We start from the raw sequence: 16,710 nt of genomic DNA, 5'->3' as shown, positions 1-16,710 counted from the left end.
GTAATAGGGTGCTGGCCAGGGGGAGACCACCTTTGAGGAACAACGCACTAATTTGACAGGCAAACCACATCAGTAAAAACAAAATTTGTATAACGATAATTATGCAGTGCCAGATTGACCGGTTGTCAGCGTACTAGACTGCGATTCTGCCCGATGAATTGTTGGTTGACATTGATATTCCGGCACCCATTCCATCAGCACCCGTTTGGTCGCCTCATCTGTTAATGCGGATTGTTCGTTAAACCACGCAACCAGCTTATGAAGCCATTGCTCATCGACGAGAAGAGATTGCGTGATGCGTAATTTTTTATGTGGTGTGGGTAATGTGCTTTCATTTTCTCCAGCCAACTCTTCGTGAAGTTTCTCACCCGGACGCAAACCGGTAAAGACCACTTTGATATCATCCTCATGCAAACCGGACATACGGATCATGTCCTTAGCCAAATCAATAATTTTGACCGGCTCACCCATATCCATGATAAAAATATCCCCCCCTTGCTCCGATCCCTGCATGGCACCGGCCTGAAGAACCAGTTGTGAGGCTTCCTGCAGCGACATAAAATATCGGCTGATTTCTGGATGTGTCACCGTTACCGGACCGCCACGCGCAATTTGCTCCTTGAATTTAGGAATCACGCTTCCTGTACTGCCAAGCACATTACCAAAACGCACAATGACAAATTGTGTGCGTCTCTGGTCTTGCTGTTGAATCTTTCTGGCAGACTGCTGTAATGCCTGGCAAATCATTTCACCCAACCGTTTGCTTGCTCCCATGATGTTAGTTGGATTAACAGCCTTGTCGGTCGATATAAATACGAACTTATCCACATGATGACGGATGGCAGTGCTTGCCAGTACATGGGTACCCACAACATTATTCTGTACCGCCTGCCAGGCATTATCCTGCTCCATGAGGGGCACGTGCTTGTAAGCAGCAGCATGAAAAACCACACCGGGCTGATATTTCTTGAAGATCTGATCCAGTCGTGCTGAATCCTTAACATCACCAATAAGAAAAATGGCTGGGATCTCTGGAAATTCGGCTCTAAACGTTTCCTTAATACCATACAAAGCGTATTCATTGAGTTCCAGCGAAATCAATAACTTGGGTTTGAAGGTTAGAATTTGGCGGCAAAGCTCCGCGCCAATCGACCCACCGGCACCAGTCACCAGAATGACTTTCCCCGTTAAAAGCTCATGCAGTCCCTTAGTATCAAGCAATACAGGTTCACGTCCCAGCAAATCACCAAGATCAATGTTCCGAATAGGAGAAACTGTCATTTTGTTACTAACCATATCGATGTAGGAGGGAACAATCATCGGCTTGATGTTGATACTCGCACAAATTTCGATCGCACTACGGCGCAACGCCTGGGATGCAGATGGCATCGCAATAATGACGTGGCTGATATTAAATTTTTCAACCCACTCTGGCAGCTCATCAATCATCCCCAGCACTTTTATACCATGCAAATGCGCGCCCAGTTTGCTCGTCTTCTCTGTCAACAAACCAACCACTTGCCAATCACGACTTTGTTCCAGTTCCTTGATCAGGTTAGCTGCAGCATCACCTGTACCCAGTACAATGGTTGATTGGCGCTGAATATTTTTTAAGTTTTGCTTACGCTGCTCTTTCCATGCGCGGTAAGTAAAACGGCTTCCGCCCATGATCAATAGCAGCAACATCGGCGCCAGCATCAATACGGAGGGTGGCGCCGTATTCTGCGATCCAAACGGCAGGATGATTGCTGCCGCTGCTATAGCACCTAACGTGACCGAAAAAAATATCTGCTTGAGATCATTCAGGCTTGCGTAGCGCCACAGCCCTCGGTATAGCTTGAAGAGAAAAAAAATTCCTGCTTGAACTGGTAGCACCCACAGTAACGAATTCCAAAGCACCACTTGATGTTCGACTGAAACCTGAAAATCATATCGGAACTGATACGCTAGCCACCAGGCAACAATAACCGCCAGAAAATCATGGACTGCTGCGATAATTCTCCGCCATCCAGCTTTGATGATAATCATTCTATTTACACTAGGAATTTACTGGCTGACGATAGTCATACACCAGCATTGCAACCAGATACGCGCCATATACGGTGACCACTATCATCCCTTGCCTTTCCCAATCCTGGGATATCACACTCAACGCAATAGCACTTGCTGTGAACATAAGTCCATACGCAAACAAGGCAGTATTTCGATGTCCCCACCCGCTACTTAGCACCAATCTCTGGTAATAATGATCCCGGTGAGCATGCCAGATACGCTCACCCTTACATAATCGTTTAATCAGCGTAGCCGACGCATCAACAATAAAAGGAGAAAAAATCAGTAGAGGAAACCATGGCAACCAGAGACCATTTAACCAGCCGTATACTCCCAATGCTCCGACAAGAAACCCCAGAGGAATCGAACCCACATCACCCATAAATATACGGGCAGGGTGAAAATTAAACAGCAAAAATGCCGCTGTGGAACCCGCAATACAAAAATTAACCGCTGCAAATATCTCATCAGCCATCTGTAGCGCACCCAGACCGTAAGCGCCAAACCCGATTAACGCCATACCGGCAGCCAGACCATCCGATCCATCCATGAAATTAAACAGATTGATCATCCAAATTAAAGCCAAGCCAACAATAAAGGTCAAGAACCCTCCATACGGCAGGTATAGTAGTGATGCAACATACATCCAGGCAATCATGCTATGAAATACCAGCCTAAACCACACCGGAAGCGGCCGAATATCATCGATAAAGGAAATAAGTGCCATTAAAGCCACACCGGCCCACAGTAACAACGGTACTGAAGGAATAATCAGCCATGAACTTAGTATCGAGATGACGATCGCAACCCCGCCCGTGCGTGGGACTGGAAAAGCATGCATTGATCGTGTATTTGGATAATCCAATACCTTGAATATTTTCTCTCTCACCAATAGCCATGACAGCACACAGGATAAACCAAATGCAATCAGAGAGGCTGCAACCAGATTATCATTCATCTGCGCGCGGGAAAACCTCAGTCACCATTCATGACAAAGAACTAGATCAGGGATCTGCATTCTACACAGCAATTGAAACCCATAAGCGATTAATCACCGACATCGCCCGGATGCGCTGCAACCCGATCACACCGCGATGGTTTTAATACGATGCGTTTCAATTTGAATTCCAGACAGTGATATTTATTGGCCTAATAACAAACTGGCCAGTAAATTTAATAAATCAAGAAAAATTTACTGACCGGTTATGCCAAACTAGTTAACGAATGTTTGATCGACTACACTGACATCGGATTAGCGGCATAATACAAGTGTGCGGCGCTTGCAGCGGCTCCCTTCTCTACCTTGATGCCACCCATATCTGCTAACGTACTCTCAAGTGCATCGAGACAAAATAGTATCTTTTCAACCCGACTGGAGTTACCCATCAAACCAAAGCGCCAAATTTTACCGGCAAAATCGCCCAGACCAGCACCGATCTCGAGATCATAATTGGCCAGCAAGCGGCGACGAACCTCCTTGTCATCTACGCCAGATGGTATATACACTGAATTTAATTGCGGCAAGCGATAGGGTTCAGCAACGACATATTCAATACCCATTGTTTTCAAACCAGCTTTTAGAGCTTCATGATTATGCTGATGCCGCGCCCAGGAATGCTCAAGTCCTTCTTCTTGCAGCATAACCAGAGCCTCATGAAGCCCATAAAGTGAATTGGTTGGTGCCGTGTGATGATAAGTACGGGAAGCACCCCAGTAACCCAGCAGCAGATTGATATCCATAAACCAACTATGCACTTTTTCAGTGCGTTTCTTAACCAAGTCAGCCACACGCTCCGAAAAACTGACTGGTGATAATCCTGGTGGGCAGGACAAGCATTTCTGGCTACCAGAGTAAATGGCATCTATTCCCCATTCATCCATGTAAATAGGGGTTCCACCGAGCGAAGTCACCGTATCCATAATCGTGTAGCAACCATATTTTTTAGCAAGCTCTCCCAGCGTTTTGGCATCTGACTGCACACCAGTAGAGGTTTCCGCATGGACAAACGCCAGAATCTTGACATCCGGGTTTTTCTTGAGACAATCCTCCACTTTTTGTGGATCAACCGGTTCGCCCCATTTGTCGTCTATGATCAGTGCGGTTCCGCCGCTACGCTCAACATTTTCTATCATTCGCCCACCAAAAACTCCGTTTCGACAGACTATTACTTTGTCACCCGGAACAATCATGTTAACAAAGCACATTTCCATACCAACTGAACCAGGGCCTGATACCGGGAAAGTCAGCAAGTTGGAAGTCTGAAAAGCATATCGAAGCAAGCCTTTCAATTCTTCCATCATCTCGGTAAAAACAGGGTCAAGATGACCAAGCGTAGGTCGTGCCAATGCAGTCAGAACTCGCGGATGCGTATCGGAAGGACCAGGCCCCATTAGAGTACGCTGTGGAGGATAGAATGTGGAAATATTTTTTTCTGGACGGTAGCTATCAGTAGTCATTAATAATCCTGTCATATTATTAGTTAAAAAATTTAGCCACTTACTAACTAACGATCAGTAAGTGGCTTATTTTGTCATCAGCCGAGCAGTACGATTCTACCAAGCAGGCAATAATTTTACTATTCGCCGATCAATGCTTAATGGTGGATGATCGCCCGGTTCTCTTTACCGGGGCGGCTACAGGCAAAACCGGACTGGTCACCTCGGGTGGCAACACTTCCGGCTTACGCTCAAGAGCGAGTTCCAGCACCTGATCTATCCACTTCACGGGCTTAATATCAAGCTTGCTTTTTATGTTAGCTGGAATCTCATTCAGATCCTTAACATTTTCTACGGGAATCAATACCGTGCTGATTCCTCCACGATGAGCAGCAAGCAATTTTTCCTTAAGCCCGCCTATTGGCAATACTTCTCCCCTCAGCGTAATTTCGCCAGTCATAGCAACTGATCCGCGAACCGGTATGCCAGTTAACGCTGAAACCATTGCCAGACAAATACCGATACCCGCACTGGGACCATCTTTTGGTGTCGCACCTTCCGGCAAGTGTATATGAATGTCATTCTTCAAATAAAAATCTTCTGCTATCCCCAATAAGGCGCAACGACTGCGCACAACTGACAAGGCCGCTTGCACCGACTCCTGCATCACTTCACCCAATTTGCCCGTTGTGATGGTTTTTCCTTTCCCCGGCAAAACAACTGCTTCAATAGTAAGCAATTCGCCACCCACTTCCGTCCAGGCCAACCCCGTCACCTGGCCAACCTGGTTCTTCTCTTCAGCCATGCCATAGGTATAACGTCGCACACCAAGATATTTATCAAGGTTACGGGAATTAACCGTAATTTTTCCCTTTCTTTCTTTACTCAGCAGCGCTTTAACCACCTTACGGCAAATTTTGGAAATTTCTCTTTCCATGGAACGCACCCCGGCCTCTCGCGTGTAATAGCGGACGATATCCTGCAAAGCCGACTCGGAAATCACAAAATCAGCTTCAGCCAATCCGTGACCTTTCATCTGCTTGGATAATAGGTAACGCTTAGCGATATTAAGTTTCTCGTCTTCGGTATATCCTGACAGGCGAATGACTTCCATACGATCGAGCAGTGCAGAAGGAATATTCAATGTATTGGCCGTTGCAACAAACATCACATCGGATAAATCATATTCTACTTCGATATAATGATCGACAAATGTATTGTTTTGCTCTGGATCCAGCACTTCCAGCAGGGCTGAAGCAGGATCACCACGAAAATCCATTCCCATTTTGTCAACTTCATCAAGTAGAAATAGTGGATTCTTGACGGCGACTTTTGTCATACTTTGCAAAATCTTACCAGGCATAGAACCAATATAGGTACGGCGATGTCCTCGAATCTCAGCCTCATCGCGCACCCCACCCAATGACATGCGTACAAACTTACGATTGGTTGCTCGTGCGATGGAACGTCCTAATGAAGTTTTCCCCACCCCAGGCGGCCCAACCAGGCACAGAATCGGGGCTTTTGATTTTGCAACCCGCTGCTGCACTGCCAGATACTCGACAATACGCTCCTTGACTTTTTCCAGACCGTAGTGATCTTCGTCTAATATTGCCTCTGCTATTTTTAAATCTTTAGAAATCTTGGATTTCTGTTTCCACGGCAGTGAAACCAGCGTGTCGATGTAATTTCTGACAACTGTTGCTTCTGCGGACATCGGAGACATGAGGCGAAGTTTTTTCAATTCAGATTCGGCCTTTGCCAACGCCTCCTTGGTCAAGGAAGCTCCCTTTATTTTTCTTTCCATCTCTTCGAGATCTGCGCCGTCCTCACCCTCACCCAGCTCTTTCTGAATAGCCTTGACTTGCTCATTCAGATAATAGTCACGCTGACTTTTTTCCATTTGCCGCTTCACCCTGCCACGAATCCGTTTCTCCACCTGCAGAATGTCCAACTCTGCTTCCAGCAAACCAAGCAGGCGCTCCAAACGCAACCGCGTATCAAAAATTTCCAGGATCTCCTGTTTCTGCTCCAGTCTTAGTGGCAAATAAGCTGCCACGGTGTCAGCCAGGCGCCCTCCCTCATCTATTCCGGACAAGGAAGAAAGAATTTCCGAAGGAATCTTTTTATTCAGCTTTACGTACTGATCAAACTGCGAAAAAAGTGCACGCCGCAACGCTTCTGTTTTTGGATCATCAGCGTCATCCATTGGAACTTTTTCTACTTTACCGGAAGAAAAATTACCGTCATCACTAAATTCCTTGATCCTTGCGCGATAGGACCCCTCCACCAAAACTTTCACTGTGCCATCAGGCAGTTTAAGCATTTGCAGGATACTTGAGACCGTACAAACCTGATATACCTCGTTAGCTGCAGGATCATCCGTTGCAGCAGATTTTTGTGCAACCAATAAAATATTTTTACCGGTCTCGGTAGCTGCTTCGAGTGCTTTGATGGACTTTGGCCGCCCCACGAACAACGGAATGACCATATGCGGAAAAACAACTACGTCGCGTAATGGCAATAGCGGCAAATCAGGATCGTTTAACTCCAAATCAATAATATTTTCCGTCATTTTCTCACCCTTAAAGGAAATAGGACTAGATGCAATGCAACCCAAGCAAAGTTATGGCACCCGATTATCAAAAAACAAGACTATTCCCAACCAATATTACCGCTTTTGAATCTACGCCTGCTTCGAGCTTCTCGCTACTTTTGCGTTCTCGGCATAAATTATGATGGGTTGTATATCATCATTTACTGAGTTACTGTCTATTACGACCTTTGCCACGTTCTTTATGGAAGGCAAATCGTACATAATGTCCAGCAAAACCTCCTCCAAGATAGAACGCAAACCTCGCGCACCAGCTTTACGTGCCAATGCTTTCTTGGCGATTGCCGTCAAGGCCTGCTCACGAAACTCCAGCACCACTCCGCCTTCCATATCAAATAACTTGCAATACTGCTTAACCAATGCATTCTTGGGTTCAACCAGAATCTGAATTAACGCTGGTTCGTCCAACTCACTCAGGGTGGCGATTACTGGCAGCCGCCCAACAAATTCAGGAATTAATCCAAACTTGATTAGATCTTCCGGCTCAATGCCCTTTAAAACGGTACTAAGTACCTTTCGATCATCCTGCTGGCTTATATTTGCCCTAAAACCAATTCCACCCTTGTCCGAACGCCTTTGTATAATCTTTTCAATTCCATCAAATGCTCCGCCACAAATAAACAGAATATTAGTAGTGTCAATTTGAACAAATTCCTGATTGGGATGTTTACGTCCTCCTTGTGGAGGCACCAAGGCAGTTGTACCCTCAATTAACTTAAGTAACGCCTGCTGAACGCCTTCTCCGGAAACATCACGTGTGATGGAGGGATTATCTGATTTTCGTGAAATCTTATCGATTTCATCAATATAGACGATCCCACGCTGGGCTTTTTCAACATCGTGATTACACTTTTGCAACAGCTTTTGAATGATATTCTCAACATCTTCACCAACATAGCCCGCCTCGGTCAGCGTAGTTGCATCCGCTATAACGAATGGCACATCCAGTAATCGAGCCAGTGTCTGTGCCAGCAAGGTTTTTCCCGATCCCGTTGGACCAATTAACAGAATATTGCTTTTAGCAAGCTCAATTTCATCACTGTCGTGTGATTTGGAGAGCGTGCGCAAGCGTTTGTAGTGATTATAAACAGCGACTGAAAGTGTTTTTTTTGCTGCTTCCTGGCCAATCACATACTGATCTAGTGTTTGATAAATTTCACGCGGAGTAGGTAAGCTCGGTTTGGCAAGTTTATTGGCGGTCTCGCTAGCCTGCATCTCTTCACGAATAATGTCATTGCAAAGATCAATACACTCATCACAAATAAAGACAGAAGGGCCGGCGATCAGCTTTCTGACTTCGCGCTGACTTTTTCCGCAAAAAGAACAATATAGTATTTTTTCATCACCCGTTTTTCCGGACATTTTTTACCCCGCTCTCGTCAAATATACCATCCCCGTAATCACGTCATGCCTGACTTGTCAGTGCTTCCCTATTTGTCAGAATGGCATCTATCAACCCATATTTCAACGCCGCTTCTGCACTGAGAAAATTATCGCGATCCGTATCCTTTTCAACGGCTTTAACCGTTTGACCCGTATGATGGGACATAATTTGGTTTAACTTGGCTTTCAAAGACAAAATTTCTTTGGCATGAATCTCAATATCAGATGCCTGCCCCTGAAATCCACCCATTGGCTGATGAATCATGACACGTGAATTGGAGAGACAAAAGCGCTTGCCTTTTGCACCAGCAGTAAGTAACAAAGCGCCCATGCTTGCTGCCTGACCAATGCACAGCGTACTGACATCTGGCTTAATAAACTGCATCGTGTCATAGACCGCAAGACCCGCCGTTACCAATCCACCAGGAGAATTAATATACAAGAAAATATCTTTCTCGGCACTTTCCGACTCAAGAAACAAAAGTTGCGCCACAACCAGATTAGCGGATTCTTCCGTAACAGGTCCAACCAGAAAAATAATTCTCTCTCTCAGTAATCGAGAGTAAATATCGTAAGCACGCTCACCCCTCCCGCTGGTTTCAATCACCATTGGGATCAGGCCCAAACCAGTGGTATTCAACACTTTCTCCCAGTAAGCCAAAACTTAATTTTCATGTACGCTCCATAAGCTCTTCAAATGTAGCCGTTTCCTCAATTACCTGAGCTGTTTCCAAAATCCACGAAACAACGTTGTCTTCCAGGACTATCGGTTCAAAATTTTTGACTCTGTCAGGTGAAGCATAATGCCACGCTATGACCTGTTCTGGATTTTCATAGCTTTGGGCAAGCGTCTCGATATATTGCTTTACCTGCTCCGGCTTAACACTTAATTTGTGCGTATCTATTAGCTTGGCAATAATCAGCCCCAGTTTGACACGCCGCTCTGCTTTTTCCACAAACATCTCCCTGGGAAAGTCGGTCTGCTGGCCACGCCCCCCCCTTGCAGACTGCCCTTTATGGAATTCCTCAATCAAGCTATCCACTTCCCGCTGAATTAAGGCTTGCGGCGCTGTCAGGGCAATCTTGTCCAGCAACGCCTGCATGATCTGGTCTTTGAGTCTGGCACGGGTTCGTTGTAACACTTCTCGATGAAGATTTGCCTTGATTTCTTCTCTCATTTTATTGAGATCGCCATCCGCAACTCCCAGCAACTTGGCGAATTCACTATCTATTTCCGGCAATACGGGGGCGCTGACTTGGTTTAGCTTGACCATAAAAGTTACTTTTTTCCCCGCCACTTCTTTGCCGGGGTAATTTTCTGGAAAAACCAAGTCAAAGCTTTTTTCTTCACCTGCACGCAACCCGATTACCGCATTCTCAAAATCCTTTAATAAATGTCCTTCTCCCAGGATAAAACTATAGTCGCTCGCCTGTCCTCCCGCAAAATCCTTACCCTCCAGCTGGCCGTTGTAATCTATATTAACGCGATCACCCATTTGCGCTGCTCGATCAACTGTCTCAAAGGTTACCTGTTGTTTACGTAGAACTTCCAATGTTTTATGAATTGCAGCATCATCAATTGTCAAAACTGGTTTCTTGACCGCAATGCCACTGAAATCAATCAGCTCAAAATCCGGATAAATTTCAAAAGTGACATCAAATGTGTAATCATCCCCATCATTTTCCTGATTTTTGGCAGTAAAATGCGGTTGACCCGCCACTCGGAACTGTTCTTTTGAGATAAGGGCGGTAAATTCTTTCTGCAAAAACTCACTGAGCACTTCCTGATGCAGCTGCATTCCATGTTGCTGCGTTATCACCTTAAGTGGAACTTTTCCCGGGCGAAAACCCTGTAGTTTAATCTTGGGGGCAAGACGTTTGAGCCGATTTTCCACCTCGGCTTCAATTTTTTGGCGAGGAACAGAGAACTCAAAACTACGTTCCAGCGGATTAGTGGATTCCACTTGTGTTGACATTTAAGATTCCTGACAGGTTTTAGATGTAAATTTAATCAGCATGAAAACTGTGTTAGGCACACTGCAACATTTTTGGTGCGAAAGGGGGGACTCGAACCCCCACACCTTACGGCGCCAGAACCTAAATCTGGTGCGTCTACCAATTCCGCCACTTTCGCGCGCCTTCTTCTCAAGCAATCGATAAATCGGGACCAATATAAGTTGCGGCATCGCCTCGTTACTGCTTCCCGATTATACCTTCTTCTTCTCGTAGCTGCTTTCCTGCGCATCAATCGTTGTCATTTCCTGACAAATAAACGTTTTACCGCTTGTTTTGGCGCTATCTGCACCCATCAGAAAAAGATACGCCTGCATCAGATCCACTGGATGAGGCAGTTTGCGATTATCACTTCCCGGATGCGTTTTAATGCGTTGCGGCGAATTTACAGGACCCGGAATCAACGCATTAATGCGCAGATTAGGATAAAGCTCCCACTCTCCTGACTGAATTTTAACTAAAGCCTCCACCCCCGCTTTCGCTACTGCAAACCCGCCCCAATAGGCTTTGGGCAAGTGTCCGTGGGTTTCACCGGTCATGATCACACTGGCATCAGGAGCATCCAAAAGCAATGGCAGGCAGGCACGGGTCAACGCCGCAGGCGCCAGTAAATTAATCTGCATCAAGGCTTGCCATTGTTCAAATTTATGCTGTGCCAAAGGTATCGCACCATATGTCCAGGCAGCATTATGCAGTATTCCATCAAGGCGACCGAATTGTGACGCAACTGCATCAGCCACTGCGACTGCGCTCTCATCGGTTATTTCTGCCAGATCAAAAGTTAAAATAATTGCGGATGCTCTGCCGATCGCCTCAATTTCATCAAAGGCACTTTCCAGCTTTTCAACTTTTCGTCCATGCAGAATGACCGTTGCCCCATGTTTTGCATAGGCAACGGCCGCCGCACGACCCAACCCCTGGCCTGCGCCGGTTACCAGAATCACTCGGTTTTCGAGCAAATCCGGATGGCACTGGTAATTATTCACATTTTCCAACTGAAGAGTATTCGTGGTCATAAAATTAGAAAACCATCCTCGACCGGCAATTGTAGCCGCTGGCCGAGGATGGTTTAGATTTTGTTCCGAGGAACAAACTACATATCCATACCGCCCATGCCGCCCATACCACCCATGCCACCACCCATACCACCACCGGCTGCTTCATCTTTGGGCAGCTCTGCAACCATTGCGTCGGTAGTCAACAGCAATCCGGCCACAGAGGCTGCATTTTGCAATGCCGACCGGGTTACTTTGGTCGGATCCAGCACGCCCATGGCAACCATGTCACCATATTCGCCCGTTGCCGCATTGTAGCCAAAATTGCCGACATTATCCTTTACCTTGTTGACAACCACGGATGCTTCTTCTCCGCAATTGGCTACGATCTGACGCAAGGGTTCCTCTACCGCGCGTATCACAATTTTGATACCGGCATCCTGGTCATGATTGTCACCTTTTACCTTGCTGACCGCGTCGATTACACGAATCAAGGCAACACCACCACCAGCGACAATGCCTTCTTCAACTGCTGCGCGGGTTGCGTGCAGCGCGTCTTCGACACGCGCTTTTTTCTCTTTCATTTCCATTTCGGTTGCTGCGCCCACCTTGATAACCGCAACGCCACCAGCCAGTTTGGCAACGCGTTCCTGAAGTTTTTCCCGGTCATAATCACTACTTGCTTCTTCAATCTGTGCGCGAATCTGTCCAACGCGCGCCTCAATTGACTTGCTGTCACCTGCGCCGTCGATAATGGTTGTGTTTTCCTTGCCGATTTCGATACGTTTGGCACGACCCAAATCTTCAAGCTTCACTTTTTCAAGTGATAAACCTACCTCTTCAGCAATAACCGTACCACCTGTCAGGATGGCGATATCTTCCAGCATGGCTTTACGACGATCGCCAAATCCAGGCGCTTTAACCGCACAGGTCTTAAGTATGCCGCGAATATTATTCACCACCAAAGTTGCCAGTGCTTCGCCATCCACATCCTCAGCTATAATCAGCAAAGGTTTGCCAGCTTTGGCGACTTGTTCCAGAATGGGCAACAAGTCACGGATATTCGATACTTTTTTATCGTGCAACAATACGAAAGGATCATCCAGCAAAGCAGTCTGCTTGTCCGCGCTGCTGACAAAATAGGGCGAGAGATAGCCACGGTCAAATTGCATTCCCTCAACGACATCGAGTTCATTTTGCAGACCTGAACCATCTTCAACCGTGATAACGCCTTCCTTGCCAACCTTGTCCATGGCGGCGGCAATGGCTTCACCAATTTCGGTATCCGAGTTGGCTGAAATACTGCCGACCTGGGCAATTTCTTTGTTGGTTGTGCAGGGTTTAGATTGTGTTTTTAGTGCGGCAACGGCTGCGGTTACCGCCTTATCAATCCCCCGTTTCAGATCCATCGGGTTGATGCCAGCAGCAACATAGCGCATTCCTTCCTTGACAATCGCCTGCGCCAGGACAGTAGCCGTTGTTGTACCATCACCAGCGGTATCTGAAGTTTTGCTGGCCACTTCCTTAACCATTTGTGCGCCCATATTTTCGAATTTGTCTTTCAATTCGATTTCCTTGGCAACCGATACACCGTCCTTGGTAATGGTAGGTGCGCCATAAGAACGTTCCAGTACAACATTCCGCCCTTTAGGACCTAAAGTCACTTTAACCGCATCCGCCAGAACATTGACGCCATGAACCATGGCATGACGCGCGCTATCACCGAATTTCACTTCTTTTGCAGCCATATTTATTCTCCTGATTTCAGTAAATTATTCAAACCTGATTGCCTGTTAGCCTTCGATTACACCCATGATGTCCTCTTCACGCATCACCAGCAGCTCTTCACCTTTAATTTTTACTGCCTGACCAGCATATTTGCCGAACAACACCCTGTCGCCCACTTTGACTTCAAGCGGTCGAATTTCACCTTTGTCATTCGCTTTACCTTTGCCCACAGCGATGATTTCACCTTGATCCGGTTTTTCAGCTGCCGTATCGGGAATCACAATCCCTGAAGCGGTCTTGCGTTCTTCTTCGAGCCGTTTGACAATTACACGGTCATGCAAAGGGCGTATATTCATGAACATTTCTCCTGAGTTTGTTAACAATTTGATAGAAAGATATTAAATCGAGCACTACGTTCTCGGCTGAGCATCAGCCGGTTGGATAGATTTCGTTATTAGCACTCAACTCCAACGAGTGCTAATAATAGTGGTTATGACAAGGAATTTCAACCCCATGAGTGATAAAAAATTATCTCTACGCAGTAATCAGGCGGTGTGGCACCCCTGTACACAAATGAAAGATCATGAAAAATTTCTTCCACTTGAGGTTACAAAGGGAATCGGCGCATGGCTGTATGACCAGAATGGTGATCGTTATCTGGACACCATCAGCTCTTGGTGGGTGAACCTTTTTGGCCATTGCAACCCCCGCATCAACGCAGCAATTATCGATCAGCTGCAAAAAATTGAGCATGTCTTGCTGGCAGGCTGCACACACGAGCCGGTTGTGCTGTTATCTGAACGACTAGCCAAATTGGCGCCAGGGGACCTGGGTCACTGTTTTTATGCCAGTGATGGGGCCAGCGCGACTGAAATTGCGCTGAAAATGAGCTTTCAGTACTGGCAGCAATGCGGCTCTCCCACCAAAAAGAATTACATCAGCCTGCAAAATGGCTATCACGGCGAAACTCTTGGTGCTTTATCAGTAACAGATGTACCATTGTTCAAACAAACCTATGCGCCGCTACTGCTTCCCAGCATAACGGTACCCACACCTGACTGGCGCCAGGCCACAAATAACGAAACTCCGTATGATTGCGCTCTGCGCGCAGCGGCGGCATTAGAACAGCATCTTGAACAGCACCACGCCGAAATAGCCGCATTGATTCTGGAACCGCTTATACAAGGTGCGATTGGCATGGGCATGTATCACCCTGTCTATTTGGAACGCGCCCGCCAGCTATGTGACAGATACCAGGTTCATCTGATTGCCGACGAAATCGCCGTTGGCTTTGGTCGCACCGGAACGATGTTTGCCTGCGAACAGGCAGCGATCACACCAGATTTTCTCTGCCTGGCGAAAGGGTTGAGTGGCGGTTATTTGCCCCTCTCGGTCGTGATGACAACAGATAACATCTACGCAGCATTTTACGATGACCTTACCAGCAAAGCATTTCTGCATTCTCACTCCCATTCCGGCAATGCGCTTGCCTGCCGCGCCGCGCTGGCAACACTCGATATTTTTGAGCAGGATAATGTTCTTGCGAGCAATGCGGTAAAAGCACATCTGTTTAATCAACACCTGCAGTCGCTAAAAACCCACCCCAAGGTGGAGAATTTCCGGAATTGCGGCATGATCTGGGCTTTTGACGCTCGAGATCCTGTGGCAAACTTTGCCAATCGTTTTGCGCAACTGGGATTGGAACAACAACTGCTGATCCGCCCGATCGGGCGCGCGGTTTATATCATCCCGCCTTATATTCTTGAAGAAAACGACATGCAACTCATCGCAAATGGAATACTACAGATTCTCGATCAACTGACCGAGTCATAGCCTGGCAAGCTTAATCATAATTGGAAGGACGGTTCCATGCACATCACATTTCTAGGCGGGGCGGGCGAAGTAACGGGGTCATGCTATTTAATAGAAACAAAAGAAATCCGCTTTCTGGTGGATTGTGGAATGTTCCAGGGGGGGCGTGAAGCAGATCATAAAAACCGGACAGCCATTAATTTCGATCCAGAAAAAATTGATTTTGTGTTGCTGACTCATGCCCATATCGATCACTCCGGCCTGCTGCCGCGCTTAAGTGCGCTTGGTTTCCGGGGAGCAGTTTACACAACGGCAGCAACAGCCGATCTACTGGCCGTTATGCTGAAAGATAGCGCCTACATTCAGGAAAAAGAAGCCGAATGGCAAAATAAAAGCCTGCTGCGCAAAAAACACCAGCTGACCCATGAGAATGCCCCACTTTATACGGTGGCGCAGGCTGAAGCCCTGCTGCAACAAGTGCGTGGCCTCCATTATGACGAAACTCTCCAGCCACACCCATCCGTGCGTTGTCAGTTTCGTGAAGCAGGCCATATTTTAGGTTCCGCCATTATCGAGGTCTGGATAACATCCGGCTTGCGGCATTGCAAAATCGTTTTTTCGGGTGATTTAGGGCAACCGGGACATCCTATTGTGCGCGATCCGGCACAAATCGAACAAGCGGATTATCTGCTAATCGAATCTACCTACGGAAATCGCCTGCACCGCAGCATGGAAGCGACCCGAGACGAACTGGTAAAAGTCGTCAACGATGCGATTACACAAAATCGCGGCAACATCATTGTGCCCGCTTTCACAGTTGGACGCACCCAGGATTTGCTGTTTCTGCTGGCTGATCTTCAACGACAGGGGCGACTAGGAAAAATGAATCTCTATGTCGATTCTCCGATGGCATTAGCCGCAACCGAGATCACCTTGAAACACCAGACGCTACTCGACCAGGAAACCATTGAAGCTCTTAACTGGTTCCGCCAGCAAAACGAAAACCTGAAAATCCACTTTGTGCAATCAGTGGAAGAATCGATACAACTCAATCAGGTACAGCAGGGTGCCATCATACTTTCCGCCAGCGGTATGTGTGATGCCGGCCGAATTAAATACCACCTGAAATACAACCTTCCACGGTCAGAATGCAGCATCCTGATTACCGGTTTCCAGGCGGCAGGTACGTTGGGTCGAAGATTAGTGGATGGCGCAAAGCAAGTACGCATATTTGGTGAAGAAATACCCGTAAACGCCTCTATCCATACCATTGGAGGACTATCAGCCCACGCTGATCAGGCAGACCTGATCAACTGGCTAAAAGGCTTCCATAACGCCCCGACCAAAACCTATATCGTTCATGGAGAATCCAGCAATTCAGAGGCATTAGCCGATGCCATCTATCACCAGCTCCAATGGAAAACAACGATCCCGCAGCGCGGCATGACTGAATTACTGGAATTGACAGATACCTGAAAGCGTCCCTGAAAATCTGGGGTTTATACCAACCCCGAAATCAACAAAAATACGGACCCACATCCAATTGATTTTCAAGAAAATATTCTTTGAACGCCCATACATGGCAACAGAACTCATATTTGAAGAGACTACTTATTTATTAGTCCGAAGTAAGGTTAAAACCACCGCCTTTAAGGCGGTAAGATTTATCTTTTAAAA

12 protein-coding genes and 1 tRNA gene are annotated in these 16,710 nt (G+C 46.8%); 2 read left to right on the top strand and 11 right to left on the bottom strand.

Annotation, left to right across the window (positions count from 1 at the left end; all coding sequences use genetic code 11):
• Positions 1-99 precede the first annotated feature (99 nt).
• The 11 genes from IPG31_10220 to groES form a co-directional block, all read right to left on the bottom strand.
• Complete coding sequence (locus IPG31_10220) at positions 100-2,028, bottom strand: polysaccharide biosynthesis protein (protein ID MBK6618703.1); 1,929 nt, start codon at positions 2,026-2,028, stop codon at positions 100-102.
• 10 nt (positions 2,029-2,038) lie between these two features.
• Complete coding sequence (locus tag IPG31_10215) at positions 2,039-3,010, bottom strand: glycosyltransferase family 4 protein (protein MBK6618702.1); 972 nt, start codon at positions 3,008-3,010, stop codon at positions 2,039-2,041.
• Between the two features lie 278 nt (positions 3,011-3,288).
• On the bottom strand, positions 3,289-4,509 hold the full coding sequence (locus IPG31_10210; GenBank protein MBK6618701.1) for an alanine--glyoxylate aminotransferase family protein: 1,221 nt from the start codon (positions 4,507-4,509) through the stop codon (positions 3,289-3,291).
• Between the two features lie 130 nt (positions 4,510-4,639).
• A complete protein-coding gene (gene lon, locus IPG31_10205) occupies positions 4,640-7,063 on the bottom strand; it encodes an endopeptidase La (protein MBK6618700.1) in 2,424 nt (807 codons plus the stop codon).
• 111 nt (positions 7,064-7,174) lie between these two features.
• Complete coding sequence (gene clpX / locus IPG31_10200) at positions 7,175-8,464, bottom strand: ATP-dependent Clp protease ATP-binding subunit ClpX (GenBank protein MBK6618699.1); 1,290 nt, start codon at positions 8,462-8,464, stop codon at positions 7,175-7,177.
• 43 nt (positions 8,465-8,507) lie between these two features.
• On the bottom strand, positions 8,508-9,104 hold the full coding sequence (gene clpP / locus IPG31_10195) for an ATP-dependent Clp endopeptidase proteolytic subunit ClpP (GenBank protein MBK6618698.1): 597 nt from the start codon (positions 9,102-9,104) through the stop codon (positions 8,508-8,510).
• 52 nt (positions 9,105-9,156) lie between these two features.
• Entirely contained in the window at positions 9,157-10,461 is a 1,305-nt protein-coding gene (locus IPG31_10190; protein MBK6618697.1) for a trigger factor, read from the bottom strand.
• Positions 10,462-10,534: 73 nt separating this feature from the next.
• Positions 10,535-10,619 (bottom strand) — tRNA-Leu (locus IPG31_10185).
• Between the two features lie 73 nt (positions 10,620-10,692).
• The gene (locus tag IPG31_10180; GenBank protein ID MBK6618696.1) at positions 10,693-11,514 is read right to left on the bottom strand and encodes an SDR family NAD(P)-dependent oxidoreductase; all 822 of its coding nucleotides are present in this window, start codon (positions 11,512-11,514) and stop codon (positions 10,693-10,695) included.
• A gap of 77 nt (positions 11,515-11,591) precedes the next feature.
• The gene (gene groL / locus IPG31_10175) at positions 11,592-13,241 is read right to left on the bottom strand and encodes a chaperonin GroEL (protein ID MBK6618695.1); all 1,650 of its coding nucleotides are present in this window, start codon (positions 13,239-13,241) and stop codon (positions 11,592-11,594) included.
• A 45-nt stretch (positions 13,242-13,286) separates the two neighbouring features.
• A complete protein-coding gene (gene groES, locus IPG31_10170) occupies positions 13,287-13,577 on the bottom strand; it encodes a co-chaperone GroES (protein ID MBK6618694.1) in 291 nt (96 codons plus the stop codon).
• A 157-nt stretch (positions 13,578-13,734) separates the two neighbouring features.
• On the opposite strand from groES, the gene bioA reads away from it, so the two are divergent.
• A complete protein-coding gene (gene bioA, locus IPG31_10165) occupies positions 13,735-15,054 on the top strand; it encodes an adenosylmethionine--8-amino-7-oxononanoate transaminase (GenBank protein ID MBK6618693.1) in 1,320 nt (439 codons plus the stop codon).
• Between the two features lie 36 nt (positions 15,055-15,090).
• Positions 15,091-16,509 (top strand): MBL fold metallo-hydrolase, encoded by a 1,419-nt coding sequence (locus IPG31_10160; protein ID MBK6618692.1) that lies wholly within the window; start codon positions 15,091-15,093, stop codon positions 16,507-16,509.
• Positions 16,510-16,710: the final 201 nt, after the last annotated feature.

The sequence above is a fragment of the Nitrosomonas sp. genome, assembly GCA_016703745.1.
Classification (GTDB): Bacteria; Pseudomonadota; Gammaproteobacteria; order Burkholderiales; family Nitrosomonadaceae; genus Nitrosomonas.
Note: the sequence above shows the minus strand (reverse complement) of the source record. Positions and strands in the feature narration are given on the sequence as shown.